Annotated in this window: 14 protein-coding genes and 1 riboswitch; of the genes, 8 read left to right on the top strand and 6 right to left on the bottom strand. The window is 61.7% G+C overall.

All coding sequences use genetic code 11. The annotated features are described in order from the left end of the window. Nucleotides 1-90 precede the first annotated feature (90 nt). Complete coding sequence (gene hldE / locus SNL23_RS16300; RefSeq protein WP_076015516.1) at nt 91-1,512, top strand: bifunctional D-glycero-beta-D-manno-heptose-7-phosphate kinase/D-glycero-beta-D-manno-heptose 1-phosphate adenylyltransferase HldE; 1,422 nt, start codon at nt 91-93, stop codon at nt 1,510-1,512. A gap of 133 nt (nt 1,513-1,645) precedes the next feature. Here hldE and SNL23_RS16295 read toward each other — a convergent pair whose 3' ends face one another. The 4 genes from SNL23_RS16295 to SNL23_RS16280 all read right to left on the bottom strand — a co-directional run bounded on the left by SNL23_RS16295 (nt 1,646) and on the right by SNL23_RS16280 (nt 5,045). Then, nucleotides 1,646-2,614 (bottom strand): metal ABC transporter ATPase, encoded by a 969-nt coding sequence (locus SNL23_RS16295; RefSeq protein ID WP_076015517.1) that lies wholly within the window; start codon nt 2,612-2,614, stop codon nt 1,646-1,648. Nucleotides 2,615-2,655: 41 nt separating this feature from the next. Then, nucleotides 2,656-3,468: an aldo/keto reductase gene (locus tag SNL23_RS16290; RefSeq protein WP_076015518.1), complete on the bottom strand. Its 813-nt coding sequence runs from the start codon at nt 3,466-3,468 to the stop codon at nt 2,656-2,658. After that, nucleotides 3,465-4,640: an NAD(P)/FAD-dependent oxidoreductase gene (locus SNL23_RS16285; protein ID WP_076015519.1), complete on the bottom strand. Its 1,176-nt coding sequence runs from the start codon at nt 4,638-4,640 to the stop codon at nt 3,465-3,467. Before SNL23_RS16285 ends, SNL23_RS16290 begins: the two co-directional genes overlap by 4 nt. A 69-nt stretch (nt 4,641-4,709) precedes the next feature. Beyond that, complete coding sequence (locus SNL23_RS16280) at nt 4,710-5,045, bottom strand: DMT family transporter (RefSeq protein WP_003209492.1); 336 nt, start codon at nt 5,043-5,045, stop codon at nt 4,710-4,712. Nucleotides 5,046-5,245: 200 nt separating this feature from the next. Here SNL23_RS16280 and SNL23_RS16275 point away from each other — a divergent pair, with 200 nt between their 5' ends. Both SNL23_RS16275 and waaA read left to right on the top strand, forming a co-directional pair. Continuing rightward, nucleotides 5,246-6,136, top strand: coding sequence for a LysR family transcriptional regulator (locus SNL23_RS16275; protein ID WP_076015520.1), 891 nt, complete (start codon nt 5,246-5,248; stop codon nt 6,134-6,136). A gap of 23 nt (nt 6,137-6,159) precedes the next feature. Beyond that, the gene (gene waaA, locus SNL23_RS16270) at nt 6,160-7,437 is read left to right on the top strand and encodes a lipid IV(A) 3-deoxy-D-manno-octulosonic acid transferase (RefSeq protein ID WP_076015521.1); all 1,278 of its coding nucleotides are present in this window, start codon (nt 6,160-6,162) and stop codon (nt 7,435-7,437) included. Between the two features lie 60 nt (nt 7,438-7,497). On the opposite strand, the gene SNL23_RS16265 is transcribed toward waaA, so the two are convergent. Then, nucleotides 7,498-8,937 carry a TolC family outer membrane protein gene (locus tag SNL23_RS16265; RefSeq protein WP_076015522.1) on the bottom strand — a complete coding sequence of 480 codons (1,440 nt, stop codon included), beginning with the start codon at nt 8,935-8,937 and terminating at the stop codon, nt 7,498-7,500. A gap of 195 nt (nt 8,938-9,132) precedes the next feature. Further along, nucleotides 9,133-9,238: riboswitch (TPP riboswitch) on the top strand. Nucleotides 9,239-9,383: 145 nt separating this feature from the next. Between SNL23_RS16265 and thiC the strand changes: the two genes are divergently transcribed. After that, a complete protein-coding gene (thiC, locus tag SNL23_RS16260; RefSeq protein ID WP_008439122.1) occupies nt 9,384-11,288 on the top strand; it encodes a phosphomethylpyrimidine synthase ThiC in 1,905 nt (634 codons plus the stop codon). A 144-nt stretch (nt 11,289-11,432) separates the two neighbouring features. Continuing rightward, complete coding sequence (gene cytX / locus SNL23_RS16255; RefSeq protein WP_318302770.1) at nt 11,433-12,722, top strand: putative hydroxymethylpyrimidine transporter CytX; 1,290 nt, start codon at nt 11,433-11,435, stop codon at nt 12,720-12,722. Here cytX and SNL23_RS16250 read toward each other — a convergent pair. Continuing rightward, nucleotides 12,691-13,437 carry an RsiV family protein gene (locus SNL23_RS16250; protein WP_318302769.1) on the bottom strand — a complete coding sequence of 249 codons (747 nt, stop codon included), beginning with the start codon at nt 13,435-13,437 and terminating at the stop codon, nt 12,691-12,693. The two genes, cytX and SNL23_RS16250, sit on opposite strands and share 32 nt — an antisense overlap. A 211-nt stretch (nt 13,438-13,648) precedes the next feature. Here SNL23_RS16250 and SNL23_RS16245 point away from each other — a divergent pair, with 211 nt between their 5' ends. The 3 genes from SNL23_RS16245 to cpdA all read left to right on the top strand — a co-directional run bounded on the left by SNL23_RS16245 (nt 13,649) and on the right by cpdA (nt 15,621). Further along, nucleotides 13,649-14,266: an NUDIX domain-containing protein gene (locus tag SNL23_RS16245; protein ID WP_318302768.1), complete on the top strand. Its 618-nt coding sequence runs from the start codon at nt 13,649-13,651 to the stop codon at nt 14,264-14,266. Then, the gene (locus SNL23_RS16240; RefSeq protein WP_003209507.1) at nt 14,257-14,706 is read left to right on the top strand and encodes a DUF1249 domain-containing protein; all 450 of its coding nucleotides are present in this window, start codon (nt 14,257-14,259) and stop codon (nt 14,704-14,706) included. The genes SNL23_RS16245 and SNL23_RS16240 overlap by 10 nt, the downstream gene beginning before the upstream one ends. A gap of 99 nt (nt 14,707-14,805) precedes the next feature. After that, the gene (gene cpdA / locus SNL23_RS16235) at nt 14,806-15,621 is read left to right on the top strand and encodes a 3',5'-cyclic-AMP phosphodiesterase (protein WP_318302796.1); all 816 of its coding nucleotides are present in this window, start codon (nt 14,806-14,808) and stop codon (nt 15,619-15,621) included. Nucleotides 15,622-15,657 lie beyond the last annotated feature (36 nt).

Below are 15,657 nucleotides of genomic sequence, written 5' to 3'. Positions count from 1 at the left end.
GAGCCGGCTTGCCGGCTCCTACATTGCACAAGCCTTTGACAACCCTGTGGTAATATCGCGCCCCTGTTCATTTTGTATGTGGGTTGCTCCATGAAGTTGTCCATGCCGCGATTCGATCAAGCCCCTGTCTTGGTGGTCGGCGATGTCATGCTCGACCGTTACTGGCATGGCGGTACCTCACGGATTTCCCCTGAGGCACCGGTACCGGTAGTCAAGGTCGAGCAAATCGAAGACCGTCCAGGTGGCGCTGCCAACGTTGCCCTCAATATTGCCGCTCTCGGCGCCCCGGCCTCCCTGGTGGGTGTGACCGGCGACGACGAAGCCGCCGACAGCCTGGCCAACAGCCTGCGTGGCGCTGGCGTGCGTGCATTGTTCCAGCGCATCCCGCATCAGCCGACCATCGTCAAGCTGCGGGTCATGAGCCGTCACCAGCAATTGCTGCGTATCGATTTTGAAGAACCCTTCGCCACCGACGCCCTGGCCCTCAGTGCCCAGGTCGACGAGTTGCTCGAAGGCATCAAGGTGCTGGTGCTGTCCGACTACGGCAAAGGCGCCTTGAAAAACCACCAGATGCTGATCCAGGCCGCCAAGGCCCGGGGCATTCCGGTGCTGGCGGATCCCAAGGGCAAGGACTTCTCGATTTATCGGGGCGCCAGCCTGATCACGCCGAACCTCAGCGAATTTGAAACCATCGTCGGCGGTTGCGTCGATGAGCACGAGCTCGTGACCAAGGGCGCCAAGCTCATGGCCGACCTCGACCTGGGCGCCTTGCTGGTAACCCGTGGCGAACACGGCATGACCTTGCTGCGCCCTGATCAGCCGGCGATGCACCTGCCGGCGCGAGCCCGTGAAGTGTTCGACGTGACCGGTGCCGGCGACACGGTAATTTCCACCCTGGCCGCGGCAATCGCAGCAGGCGAGGAACTGCCCCACGCGGTGGCCCTGGCCAACCTGGCGGCGGGTATCGTGGTCGGCAAGCTCGGTACGGCGGCCATCAGCGCCCCTGAACTGCGTCGTGCTATCCAGCGTGAGGAAGGTTCGGAGCGTGGTGTGTTGAGCCTTGAGCAACTGCTGTTGGCGATTGACGATGCCCGTGCCCACAACGAGAGCATCGTCTTCACCAATGGTTGCTTCGACATTCTCCACGCCGGTCACGTGACCTACCTGGAGCAGGCGCGGGCCCAAGGCGATCGCTTGATCGTTGCAGTCAACGACGATGCATCGGTCAGCCGCCTGAAAGGGCCGGGGCGTCCGATCAACAGTGTCGACCGTCGCATGGCGGTACTGGCGGGGTTGGGGGCGGTGGACTGGGTGATCAGCTTTGCCGAGGCGACCCCGGAAAACCTGCTGGCTCAGGTCAAGCCGGATGTACTGGTCAAGGGCGGTGATTATTCGGTCGACCAGGTGGTCGGTGCCGATATCGTCAGTGCTTACGGTGGCAAGGTCAAAGTGTTGGGGCTGGTGGAAAACAGCTCGACTACGGCGATCGTCGAGAAGATCCGCAATAACTGATGGTGGGAGCGGGCTTGTGTGGGAGCGGGCTTGCTCGCGAAAGCGGTGGATCAGTTGGCAGATGCAGTGACTGACACACTGCATTCGCGAGCAAGCCCGCTCCCACATTCGACCGCCGCGACCTGACGTCCGGTTACCGGTTGGCTTTTTTCTTCGGCACAATCTTGCGCAAGATCTGCCGCGCCTTACCCGTCAACCGCTTCAACTTCGACTCTTTCTCCGGCGCGCTCAGCCCCTGCTGCCGCAGCCAATCCTTCCAGCGGATTCGCTCATCACGCACCACCCAGCCTTCCTGCTGTGCAAAGCTCTCAGCCAGATATAACCCTCGCGTACTCGCCGGATACAGCTGATCCTTCTTCAAGGTATACAGCTCTGCACACGGCTGCCCGTCCTTGAGGGGCATCAGGTACAAGTCCGGACGCTGACGGTCCAGGCGGGCCACCAGTTGATCGCCTTCCAGTCGCTCGTCCACATGAAACAGGCTCAGGGACTTTGCTTCCTTGGGCACTTCCAGGCGCAAGTCATAAATCAACTGCAGCGAAGCCGTAGGCAGGTGCACGTAAGCGCGTGGCCGCTCAATCAATTGCATGGTGGCGCAGCGCACCGGGCGCGCGGCCCCGGACAGCGGCGAGAGGCGAAACGGCAACGCTTCGCGGTAGTGCAGGGCAGACGAGTAGGGTGCCGGTAGCCAGGTGTCGTTGAAGCGCCCGCCCAGCCAGCCTTCCGGGGTTTCCAGCAGGCATTCCTCGGCGATTTCCTGAATGGCGGTGTGCAGTGGCAGGTTCAGTTCGTGGGCCGGCACATAACCGGAGATCAGCTTGAGCACCACATCGCCGCGGTCTTGCCGGCGCTGGCGCACCAGCACCCAGTAATCGCGGTTCTGCCAATGCAGAGTCAGGCGTACCGAGACGCCAAGATTGGCCAGTTCCAGTACGAACCGCTCAGTGTCTTGCACCTCCACCGGCTTGCGCCGTTGCAGGGTCTGGGCGAAGTTGAGCGGCATGCCAACGCTCTGGTAACTCAAGCCTTCGGGCGTGGCTTCGACATGCAGCGGCAGTGTTTTAAAGTTACTCGGGTTTTTTCTAATGAGCGTTCGCGCCATGTCGGCTCCTTCTTGCGTCGGGGTCGGCCGCGTCGGCGGCATCAGAGTTGGCGAATGACCTTGGCAGCGGTCGCTACGTTATGGGCGAGGTGCAGCGGATTAATGGTCCCGACAATAGCACTGGCGACGCCGGTTTGCGCAAACAACAACATGAAACTGGCGTGAATTGGATCCACTCCTGATTCGAGGCAGACATGGCCACTGGCTAGTGCCTTTTTCACCAGGATGCCTTTGCCATGGTCGGCGGCATAATCAATGACGGCTTTCTCGGCCTGTTCGTTCAGATTGTAGGTGACCATGGCGCAATCGCCTTGTTCCAGAGCCTTTACGCCGCCTTCGACGGTTTTACCGGAGAAGCCAAAACCGCGAATCTTGCCCTCGCGCTTGAGGTCCGCCAGGGTCTGGTAAACCTCGCAGTCATTGAGGATATGCAGGTCGTTGCCGTCGGAGTGCACCAACACCAGGTCGATAAAATCCGTTTCAAGTCGTTTCAGGCTGCGCTCCACAGACAGTCGGGTATGGGCCGCGCTGAAATCATGATGGGACACGCCCTCGGCGAACTCTTCACCCACCTTGCTGACGATCACCCATTCCTGGCGCTGGCCGCGCAATAGCGGGCCCAGGCGTTCTTCGCTGCGGCCGTAGGCGGGTGCGGTGTCGATCAGGTTGATGCCCAATTGCCGGGCCTGGCGCAACAGCATCCGCGCGGCATCGTCATCGGGAATCTGGAAGCCGCTGGGGTATTTCACCCCTTGGTCGCGGCCCAGCTTGACGGTGCCCAGGCCCAGCGGCGAAACCAGCAGGCCGGTGCTGCCCAGCGGGCGATGAAGGTCATGCAGGGTCGGCAGGGTCATGGCAGCAGTTGCTCCCAGGCAGGTTGGGCGATGGAGGGTTTCGGCAGTTCAGGCAGTTTTTCGGTAGTGCCGGGCTTGATGCCGTCACGTTCCAGTGCGTTGATCACCCGATCAGCAAAGTCCGGCGCCAATGCCAGCTTGGTCGGCCAGCCCACCAGCAGGCGATCCTGCTCGGCGAGGAAGGCGTTGTCCGGGCGGGTCAGGCCTGACTGCAACGGCTCGGCGCGGTCCACGCGCAGGGTGGCCCACTGAGTCTGGCTCATATCGATCCAGGGCAGCAGCTGCGCCAGCTCTTTTTGTGCCGTGGCGATCTGTTGCTCCGGGGTACGGGCCACACCTTCGGCCTCGGCGATATCGCCGCCCAGGTACCACACCCAATTGCCATCGGCGGCGGGGTGTGTGGTAACGGTGATTCGCGGCTTGGTGCCGCCACCCAGGCAGTGCGCATACAGCGGCTTCAGGCCGGGGCCCTTGGCGATGATCATGTGCAGCGGTCGGCGTTGCATCGCGGGCTGGCTCAGGCCCAGGGCGCTGAGCAGGTCAGCGGTGCCGCCACCGGCGCTGAGGACGATACGTTGGGCGCGGATCTCGCGGCCATCGACCTTCAGGCCTGCCAGCGTGCCGTCTTCCATTAACGGTTCGATCTTCTCCCCGGCAAGCAGGCCGTCACCGGCCAGTTGCGCCAGGCGTTCGATCAGGCTCGGGACGTCGATCACCAGTTCGGCCAGGCGGTAGACCTTGCCCTTGAAGCGGCGGTCTTGCAGGGCCGGTGGCAGGTCATCGCCCTTCACTTGGTCCACGCGGCCACGCACGGCCTTGCTGGCAAAGAAGCTGGTGAGGTTGCCGGCGATAGTCCCCGGCGACCACAGATAGTGGGCTTCGGACAGCAGTCGCACGCCGGAAAGGTCCAACTCGCCGTTGCCCGCCAGGGCTTCGCGCCAGCGGCGGGGCATGTCGGCGATGGCTTCGGAGGCGCCGGTCAGGGCGCCGTGCAGTGCGTATTTCGCACCGCCGTGGATGATCCCCTGGGACTTCACGCTTTGCCCGCCGCCGAGGGTGGCGCTTTCCACCAGCACCGTGGAAAAGCCCTGGCGGCGCAGGCGCGCATTGAGCCAGAGGCCGGCAACCCCGGCGCCGACAATCAGAACGTCGGTGGAAATAACGGATGGCATGCAGCGACCTCAGTGTTCAAGACAAGAGGCGCAGTATACAGGCACAGCGCGGTGGCGATTTGTCGGTGATCAGTGCCCGGCCGTTTTCGAGAACAACTGAATCACCACCACCCCAAGCACAATCAGGCCCATCCCCAGCATCGCCGGGATATCCAGTTTCTGCCCATAGATAAACAGCGCGGCGATGCTGACCATCACGATGCCCATCCCGGCCCACACTGCATACGCGACACCCACCGGCACGGTGCGCACCACCAGCGTCAGCATCCAGAAGGCCACACCGTAGCCGACGATCACCAGCAACAGCGGGATAGGCGTGCTGAAACCCTTGATCGCTTTCATGGAAACGGTGGCGATCACTTCCGAGCAGATGGCAATGGCCAGGTAATAGTAGGCGGCGTTCATGGGTAAATCCTCGGTACAGGGGTTCAACCGTAGGAGCGAGCTTGCTCGCGAAAATAGTCAACGATGACGCAGTGCATCTGGTTTAACGCGGCGCGCTGAGGCTTTTCGCGAGCAAGCTCGCTCCTACAAAGGTCGGCATTCTAGAGACTTTCCAGATGCGGTAAAGTCATTACCTATCCGAATTAAAGATGGGTTGAGCCATGAGCGTGCAGTGGAGTCTTGAGCAGATGCGCCTGTTTGTAAGCGTCGCGGAGCAACGCTCGTTTTCGGCGGTGGCACGGGATCAGCGCAGGGCGCAGTCGGCGGTCAGCAATGGGATTGCCTTGCTGGAGGCGGACCTGGGCCTGTGTCTGTTTGATCGCAGCAGCGGCCGCCAGCCCCGTTTGACCGAGGCCGGCACGGCATTGCTCGAAGAGGCGCGGGAAGTCTTGCGCCAGTGTGAGCGCCTGAATGGCCGCGCCTTGTCGTTGATGCGCGGCGAAGAGGCGCGCCTTCGCCTGGCCCAGGATGAAGCCATGCTCTATCAGCCGGTGCTCGATAGCCTCGAAGCGCTGGCGGGAAAATTTCCCAGCCTGGAGGTGCAGTTGTCCAGCGCGGCCCAAGGCGATGTCGCGCGCAAACTGGTGGAGCGCAAGGCCGATCTGGGCCTGCTGTTCTATCACGATCAAATCCCCGAAGCGCTGGAGCGCCGGGTGCTGGGCAGTGTGGAGATGGTGACCGTGTGCGGTATCGGTCATCCCATGGCCAAGGAACAGTTCGTGGATTGCCAGCGCCTGGCACAGTTTCGCCAGTTGCTAATGGCCACTCAGACCAGTGTGTATCCCGGCAGCGAGGCCGCCAGCCCGCAAGTGTGGCGGGCTGACAGTTTCTACGTGCTGGCCGAATGGCTGGCGCGGGGCCTGGGTTGGGCCTGGTTGCCACGGCATGTGGTGCAGTATCCGGCCTATCAGAACCAGATGGTCGAACTCAACAGCGAATGGACCCCGCCGGCGCTGGTGGTGGAGTTGGTCTGGCGCCGCGACGAACCCCTCGGCCCGGCCGCGCGTTTCCTCGCAGAACGTTTTGCCGAGTGCTTGCAGGCGATCGACTGAAAAAGCCGATAAACTCCGCCGCCATGAATAGAACTCTCTACAGCTGTCTGTTTTACCTGGCGCTGCCGTTGGTGGCTTTACGTCTGTGGCTGCGCTCACGCAAGGCGCCGGCTTACGCGAAGCGCGTGGGTGAGCGCTTTTCCTATGGCTTGCCGGTGATGCAGCCTGGCGGGATCTGGGTGCACGCCGTGTCGGTGGGCGAAAGCATCGCCGCTGCGCCGATGATCCGCGGTCTGCTGGAACGTTATCCACAGCTGCCGATCACCGTCACCTGCATGACGCCCACCGGTTCCGAGCGCATCCAGGCGTTGTTCGCCAACGAGCCAAGCATCCAGCATTGCTACCTGCCGTACGATTTGCCCTGTGCGGCCAAGCGGTTTCTCGATCGCGTGCAGCCGAAACTGGCGGTGATCATGGAGACCGAGCTGTGGCCCAACCATATTCATCAGTGCGCCCAGCGCGGGATCCCCGTGGCATTGGCCAACGCACGGCTGTCGGCCCGGTCGGCCAAGGGCTACGGGCGTTTCGCCAAGCTGACGGCGCCGATGTTGGCGGAAATGAGCCTGTTCGCCGTACAGACCGAAACCGAGGCCGAGCGTTTTCGCAGCCTGGGTGCACGGCCCGAGACCGTCGAGGTCACCGGCTCGATCAAGTTCGACCTGACCATCGACCCGCAACTGCTGGAGCGCGCCGCCGCCTTGCGTGAGCAATGGCACGCCAGCGAACGCCCGGTGTGGATAGCCGCCAGCACCCACGAAGGCGAAGATGAAGTGGTACTCGCCGCCCATCGCCAGTTGCTCGCCAGCTATCCCAATGCGTTGCTGATTTTGGTGCCGCGCCATCAAGAGCGCTTCAACCCGATGTTCGAGCTGTGCCAGCAGCAAGGCTTCGCCACCGTGCGTCGCTCCAGCGGCGAGGCGGTGACGGCGCAGACTTCCGTGTTGCTGGGCGACACCATGGGCGAGTTGCTGTTTCTGTATGCCCTGGCCGACAGCGCCTTTGTCGGCGGCAGCCTGGTCGCTACGGGCGGGCATAACCCGCTGGAGCCGGCAGCCTTGGCCAAGCCGGTGATTTGCGGGCCCCACGTGTTCAACTTCCTTGAAATCAGCGCAATGATGCGCGACGCCGGGGCGTTGCAGGAAGTGGACGATGCCGAGGGTTTGGCGGTGGCGGTGCAGCGCTTGTTCGAGCTGCCGCGTGACGCGCAGAAGATGGGGCAGGCGGGGCTGGCGGTGATGCGCGCCAATCAGGGGGCGTTGAAGCGTTTGCTGGACGGGTTGGGCAGACTGCTGAACGTCTAACAACACAAATCAAATGTGGGAGCGGGCTTGCTCGCTCCCACATTGAGTTATTCGGCAGTCTTAGTAACCGGGGTTAGCCTTCAACTGCGCCGCGGCCGCCTTGGCCAGGTCCGGCGGCAGGAAGTCCTTGTCCGGGTTGTAGTCGGCCTTCAAATACCGCGCCAGATCCTGCAAATCCCCCGGGTTCAGCGTTCCCGCCGCCTGCTTTAAGCGCAGGTTGTCGAGGATGTAGTCATAGCGGCTGTTGTTGTAGTTGCGCACCGAGGTGTAGAGCTGGCGCTGGGCGTCCAGCACATCGACGATATTGCGCGTGCCCACCTGGTAACCGATTTCCGTGGCTTCTACTGCGCTCTGGTTGGAGATGATCGACTGGCGGCGCGCCTGCACCTGCTCCACATCGGTGTTCACCGCGCGGTGCAGGTTGCGGGTGTTTTCCACCACCTGGCGACGCAGGCCTTCGCGCTGCTGCTCGGTCTGTCCGAGGCGGGAATAGGATTCGCGCACTTGCGAGCTGGTCAGGCCGCCGCTGTACAGCGGGATCCTCAACTGCAAGCCCACGGTGCGTTGCGACACGTCACCTTGATACGGCTGGCCGAAGGCGCTCGGGTTGCTGAAACCCAGGGCGTCGTTGTCACCTTTTTCATATTGCGCCACGGCGTCCAGGGTCGGCGCGTGGCCGGCCTTGCGTTGCTTGAGGGTTTCTTCGGCGGCGGTGACCGCGTAGTTGCTGGCCAGCAGGTTCAGGTTCTGGCGGCCGGCGGTTTCGACCCAGGCCTTGGCGTCGTTCGGCGACGGTGGCAGCACCGGCAGCGTGTGCACGATGCCCTGGATCGAGTTGTACTGGCGGTTGGTCAGGGTGATCAGCGCTTCAAAGGCGTCGTCCACCTGGCGCTGGGCCAGGATCCGGTTGGCGCGGGCGGTGTCGTAGCTGGCCTGGGATTGCAGCACGTCGGTCTTGTCCGACAGGCCGACGTCAAAGCGTTCATTGGACTGGTCCAGTTGGCGCTTGAAGGCCGCTTCTTCGGCCTTGGTCGAGGCCAGGTTGTCCTGGGCCCGCAGCACGGCGAAGTAGTTTTCGGCGCTTTGCAGGATCAGGTTCTGTTCGGTAGCCGAGAGTTGCAGCGAAGCCTGTTCGTTGACGGCTTCGGCAGCCTGCAGCTGGAACCAGCGATCGGCGCGGAACAGCGGCTGGCTCAGGGTCGCGCGCCAGGAATGCGCATCGCGGTTGACCGTGGCCGCAGGTTGATCGAGCTGGGTGCGCACATTATTGATGTCGGCACCGGCCGACAGGTTCGGCAGCAAGCCGGCGCGGGCCTGGGGCACCACTTCTTTCTGCGCGCCGTATTGGGCGCGGGCGGCGGCCAGGTCGGCGTTGTTGTCCACCGCTTCCTGGTAGACGCTGACCAGGTCGGTTTTGGTCGTCAGGGGCGCTTCAGCTGCCCAGACCAGTCCGTTGGTCGCACAAGACACGGCGAGAGCCAGTGAAAGTTTGCGCAGCATGAGGCGATCCCTAGAATAATATTACGACGATAATTTGTTGCCCAAGGCTAAGGCGGCCCATTCCTGGCGTCAAGACCTCAAGCAGTCACCGAGTGTAGTGGCGCTATCACGGCACAACAATCCTGTAATTACGCCATTCATCACGATGAATGCACCGCCGTTGGCAATTTGCCTGCTCCATGGTCTAGACTGGCCGCGTTCTTGTCGGGGTGCCTTGTTGGAAGGCTGAGATCGGTAAATACCGGATCCCGTTGAACCTGATCAGGTTAGCGCCTGCGTAGGGAACAAGATTTCTCGTCACCCGGCGAGTCCTCTTGTGCTTCGTCCGGGATGTTGTTCGACAATCGAACAGCCCGTGCGCCAAGCACAGCACTGTCACAGTGCGTCCATCCGTCACAGGTTCACTCCGACAAAAATCCACCGCCTGGATAGTTGGAGAGCCCGTGATGAGCATCGAATTAAAAAGCCAAAAATCAAAAAATACCGTGCACCTGAGTGAATCGGCCAAGGTCGACTCCGGTTCCGTACAGCCTTTTACCCGCTCGCAAAAAATCTACGTCCAGGGCACCCGTCCGGATATCCGCGTGCCGATGCGCGAAGTCAGCCTCGACGTGACCCCCACCGACTTCGGCGGTGAAATCAACGCGCCCGTGGTGGTCTACGACACCTCCGGCCCGTACACCGACCCGAATGTGATCATCGACGTGCGCAAAGGCCTGGGGGATGTGCGCTCGCCGTGGATCGAGTCCCGTGGCGACACTGAGCGCCTCTCGGGCTTGAGCTCGCACTTCGGCCAACAGCGCCTGAGCGATGCCGAACTGACTGCCCTGCGTTTCGCCCACGTGAAGAACCCGCGCCGCGCCAAGGCCGGGGCTAACGTCACCCAAATGCACTACGCCCGCAAAGGCATCATCACCGCCGAGATGGAATACGTTGCCATCCGCGAAAACATGAAGCTGGAAGAGGCCCGTGCCGCAGGCCTGCTGGACCAGCAACACGCCGGCCACAGCTTCGGCGCCAGCGTGCCGAAAATCATCACCCCGGAATTTGTGCGCGAAGAAATCGCCCGTGGCCGCGCGATCATCCCGGCCAACATCAACCACACCGAGCTGGAACCGATGATCATCGGCCGTAACTTCCTGGTGAAGATCAACGGCAACATCGGCAACAGCGCCCTGGGTTCGTCCATCGAAGAAGAAGTGGCGAAACTGACGTGGGGCATTCGCTGGGGGTCGGACACGGTGATGGACTTGTCCACCGGCAAACACATCCACGAAACCCGCGAATGGATCATCCGCAACTCGCCGGTGCCGATCGGTACCGTGCCGATCTATCAGGCCCTGGAAAAAGTCGGCGGCGCCGCTGAAGACCTGACCTGGGAGCTGTTCCGCGACACCCTGATCGAACAGGCCGAGCAGGGCGTCGATTACTTCACCATCCACGCCGGCGTGCTGCTGCGCTACGTGCCGCTGACCGCCAAGCGCGTCACCGGCATCGTTTCCCGTGGGGGTTCGATCATGGCCAAGTGGTGCCTGGCGCACCACAAAGAGAACTTCACCTACACCCATTTCGACGAAATCTGCGAAATCATGAAGGCCTATGACGTCAGCTTCTCCCTGGGAGATGGCCTGCGCCCGGGTTCGATTGCCGACGCCAACGACGCCGCACAATTCGGCGAACTGGAAACCCTCGGCGAACTGACCAAGATTGCCTGGAAGCACGACGTGCAAACCATGATCGAAGGTCCGGGCCACGTGCCGATGCAGTTGATCAAGGAGAACATGGACAAGCAGCTGGAGTGCTGCGACGAAGCGCCGTTCTACACCCTCGGCCCGCTGACCACCGACATCGCGCCGGGTTATGACCACATCACCTCGGGTATCGGTGCGGCGATGATCGGCTGGTTCGGTTGCGCCATGCTCTGCTACGTCACGCCGAAGGAACACTTGGGCCTGCCGAACAAGGATGACGTAAAGACCGGGATCATCACCTACAAGATCGCAGCGCATGCGGCGGACTTGGCCAAGGGGCATCCGGGGGCGCAGATTCGTGACAACGCATTGAGCAAGGCGCGCTTTGAATTCCGCTGGGAAGACCAGTTCAACCTGGGCCTGGACCCGGACACGGCGCGTTCGTACCACGACGAAACCTTGCCGAAGGACTCGGCCAAGGTCGCGCATTTCTGCTCGATGTGCGGGCCGAAATTCTGCTCGATGAAAATCACCCAGGAAGTGCGTGAGTACGCGGCCAACCAGCGCATAGAGGCGGTGGATGTGGACGTGGCCAAGGGACTGGCGGAGCAGGCGGAGCGGTTCAAGCAGGAAGGTAGCCAGCTGTACAAAAAGGTCTGATCCGGGATCGCGGGCGCCTGTAAGGGCCTCTTCGCGAGCAAGCCCGCTCCCACATTTTGATTTGTGAACACATTCAAATGTGGGAGCGGGCTTGCTCGCGAAAGCAATCTCTCAAACAACAAATACTCCTCTGAGATAACACCCTTGAGCATTCAAGCGAGTACCTACTCTCCCGACATCGCAGTCCCCTTGGACAAACGCGTCTTCGGCGCCCGCGATCTCTTTTCCCTGTGGTTCTCCCTCGGCATCGGCCTGATGGTCCTGCAAACCGGCGCGCTGTTGGCGCCAGGCCTGGGCCTCTCCGGCTCGTTGCTGGCGATCTTCCTCGGCACCCTGGTCGGCGTCCTGCTGCTGGCCGCCGTCGGCGTGATTGGCAGCGACACCGGCCTGTCCTCCATGGCTGCCCTCAAACTCAGTCTCGGCATCAAGGGCGCAAGCCTGCCGGCGCTGCTGAACCTGCTGCAGCTGATTGGCTGGGGCTCGTTCGAAATCATCGTGATGCGCGACGCCGCCAGCCTGTTGGGCGCTCGCGCGTTCAGCGAAGGCAGCCTGCTGACCAGCCCATTGTTCTGGACCCTGGTATTCGGCGCCCTAGCGACCTTGCTCGCCGTCAGCGGTCCGTTGACCTTCGTACGGCAGGTCCTGCGCAAGTGGGGCATCTGGCTGCTGCTGGCCGCCTGCCTTTGGCTGACCTGGAACCTGTTCGCCAAAGCCGACCTGGCCGCACTCTGGGCCCAGGCCGGTGACGGTTCGATGCCATTCGCCGTTGGCTTCGATATCGCCATCGCCATGCCGTTGTCCTGGCTGCCGTTGATAGCCGACTACTCACGCTTCGGCAAACGCGCGAAAAACGTGTTCGGCGGCACGGCGCTGGGTTTCTTCATCGGTAACTTCTGGCTGATGAGCCTGGGCGTGGCCTACACCCTGGCGTTTGCGCCGAGCGGTGAAGTGAATGCGTTGCTGCTGGCATTGGCCGGGGCGGGCCTGGGGATTCCGCTGCTGCTGATTCTGCTGGATGAATCAGAAAATGCCTTCGCCGATATTCACTCGGCGGCGGTGTCCAGCGGGATTCTGTTGCGTTTGAAAGTCGAGCACCTGGCGCTGGCCATTGGTGTTATCTGCACGCTGATCGCCTGCTTTGCGCCATTGGCGCAGTACCAGAACTTCCTGCTGCTGATCGGTTCTGTGTTCGCGCCGCTGTTCGGCGTGGTGCTGGTGGATCACTTTATCCTGCGCCGCCGTGGCCTTGGCGTCGCTGCCAACCTACGCTGGCCGGCGCTGTTGGCCTGGCTCGGTGGCGTCAGTACTTATCACTTGCTGGCGAATCTGTACCCGGATGTCGGCGCGACCCTGCCGGCGCTGGTGCTGGCAGGGCTGTTGCACTTCATCCTGGGCCGGGCCTTCAGTGGCGTGCGGGCACCAGCTCAGGCTTGATCACGCCAGTCAGGCGCGCATAGGGGATGGTCATTTCGATCAGCCCCAATGCGTACGGGGCGATGGTGGTCACGTTGTACTTGAGCACCACGCCATTGCTGGTCAACGCCACATTCGGGGTTTTCTGGAACGGCCAGCTCTTCACGAACTCCGGGTCGCGGTCCATCTGCGAGTTGATCAGCCAGTTGTTGTGGGCGACTTTTGCGGTCTTCCAGAACGCATCTTCCTGACCCGGCAACAGCATGTCGGTCAGGCTCAGCTCTTTGTGCAGCAGGCGTGAATAGTTGATGAAGCCGCGGCCCGGCTCGCCATGGGCGGTGCCGGTGTCCAGGTAGCTGGACACTTCGATGATCACCAGTCCGTCATGCTGCTCACGTACCTTGGCCTGCAAGTACATGCTGTTGCGGTCAGGCGACTCACGCAAAAACTTGTCGCGGTAGGCGTTCAGGGTAGCGGGCATGCTCTGGCTCGGCGAGGTACTGGCCATCTGCAGCAGGCGCTGTTCGATGATCTGGTCCAGCTGTGGCTCGGACGGGAAGTGCACGGTGTCGATGTTTACCAGCGGGCAATCCGGGCTGCTGCAGCCGGGTTTGATCTGCTCGGAGGCGTCGGCGGTGGTGTCCAGCGGCTTGAGATAGCTCGGTTGGAACAGGCTCTGGCAAGCACCCAGGGTCAAGGCGATACAGGCCACGGAGGCGATTTTTAAAAGCGACATGTGTGTCCTTCATAAATCGAGGAAAGGTGAAAATGTGGAGCTTCGACTACCGACAAGGCAGTCAGTTCGCCACTAAGCTGATTAGAGTGAGTTTGACGCCCGCCGTCTATCCCGGCAACCGGAAAGGGGCTGCATCAAGGGGCACGGGCGCGTTAGGATGGCGCGATGTCGAGGCCGCCTCGATACCGCAAGGCAAAAAACGAGGGTTGATATGACGGACACAGCGAAATCGACGCCGAGCAAGGTTGAGATTGTTCAGCGCGACAATGCCTATAAGGGCTTCTACAAACTGGATCGGCTGAAGCTGCGGCACGAGAAGTTTGATGGCGGCATGAGCCGTGAGCTCAATCGCGAAGTCTTTGTTCGTCATGACGCCGTGTGTGTGCTGCCCTACGACCCGCAGCGCGACGAAGTGGTGCTGATCGAGCAGTTTCGCGTAGGCGCCATGGGCCGTACCGAAAACCCATGGCTGATCGAAATGGTCGCCGGCCTGATCGATAAAGATGAGCAACCGGAGGAGGTTGCACACCGCGAAGCCGAAGAGGAAGCTGGCCTTACCTTCTCTGCACTCTGGCCGATCACGAAGTACTTTCCGTCGCCGGGTGGCAGCACCGAATTTGTCCACTTGTTCCTGGGCCGTTGCGAAAGCGCCGGGGCCGGTGGCGTCCATGGGCTGGAAGAGGAAGCCGAAGATATCCGCGTCACCGTCTGGGCCTTTGAAGACGCCCTGCAAGCGGTACGTGACGGTAAAATTTCCAACGCAGCAAGCATTATTGCCCTGCAATGGCTTGCGCTTAATCGCGCGGAAGTGAGGGGGTTATGGCAGTAAAGGCACGGGAGCGATATCGGGTTGACCTGATCGGGCTGCAAGCAGCCTGCGAGGCCAACTATGCACGGCTGATGCGGCTGCTGCCGGACATGCGCCACACCCCCGAGGCGCGGCGCATCGCCGTGACTCACGGCGACCAGATGCTCGGCGTGCTGACCCTGGAAGTGATCGTGAATTGCCCGTACACCACCACCCTGCGGGTGCGTCAGGAGCACAGCCTGCCTTGGTTGCCGGTGCCGCAGTTGGAAGTGCAGGTGTACCACGACGCGCGCATGGCCGAAGTGATCAGCGCCGAACATGCGCGACGCTTTCGCAGCATCTATCCTTACCCCAATGTGTTCATGCACCAGCCCGATGAGAAAGCACAGCTCAATGTGTTCCTCGGCGAATGGTTGAGCCACTGCCTGGCCCTGGGCCACGAGTTCGAAGTCGTTCGATAGATGTGAACTGTGTCCGCTTCACGGGTTTCCTCTTTGTGTCCTGCCCCAGCATAATCGCCTCAAATGTCCATTCCTGTGATCACGCCCTGGGAGAACGCCTTGCCGAGCGTATCCGCCTTGAACCCTGACGCTCCGGCGTTGCTGGTGCAGTTGTCCGATAGCCACCTGTTTGCCGAGGCGGACGGCGGGCTGCTGGGCATGAAAACCCGCGAGAGCCTGCAACGGGTCATCGAACTGGTGCTGGCGCAGCAGCCGCAGATTGATCTGGTGCTGGCCACCGGGGATTTGTCCCAGGACGGCACGCTGGAGTCGTATCAGGCGTTTCGTGACATGACGCGGCAGATTCAGGCGCCGGCGCGCTGGATTCCGGGGAATCACGATGAGCCGCAGGTGATGCTGCAAGCGGCGATCAACAGTGCCTTGCTGGAGCCGGTGGTGGATGTGGGCAACTGGCGGATCACCCTGCTGGACTCGGCGGTGCCGGGCTCGGTGCCGGGGTATTTGCAGGACCAGCAACTGCAACTGTTGGCGCAATCGTTGAGTGAGGCGCCGACGCGGCATCATCTGGTGTGTTTTCACCATCATCCGGTGTCGATTGGGTGCGCTTGGATGGAGCCTATTGGTTTGCGTAATCCTGAGGCGCTGTTTGCGGTGCTGGATCGGTTTCCTCAGGTGCGGGCGGTGCTTTGGGGGCATGTGCATCAGGAAATTGACCGGGAGCGTAATGGGGTGCGTTTGTTGGCTTCGCCTTCTACCTGTATTCAGTTCGCTCCCGGGAGTGAGGATTTCAAGGTGAGTGAGCAGGCGCCTGGGTATCGCTGGCTGCGGTTGCATGCCGACGGGCGGTTGGAAACGGGTGTGGAGCGGGTTGAGGGGTTTGTGTTTCAGGTGGATTACGGTAGCAGCGGGTACTGACGGCTTTGGGGGTATATCCGTTATTTGGGTAACGGC

Origin of the sequence: Pseudomonas sp. SED1, from assembly GCF_034044025.1 — a bacterium.
In the GTDB taxonomy this organism is placed as follows: Bacteria; Pseudomonadota; Gammaproteobacteria; order Pseudomonadales; family Pseudomonadaceae; genus Aquipseudomonas.
This window is presented reverse-complemented; position numbering and strand designations above follow the sequence as displayed.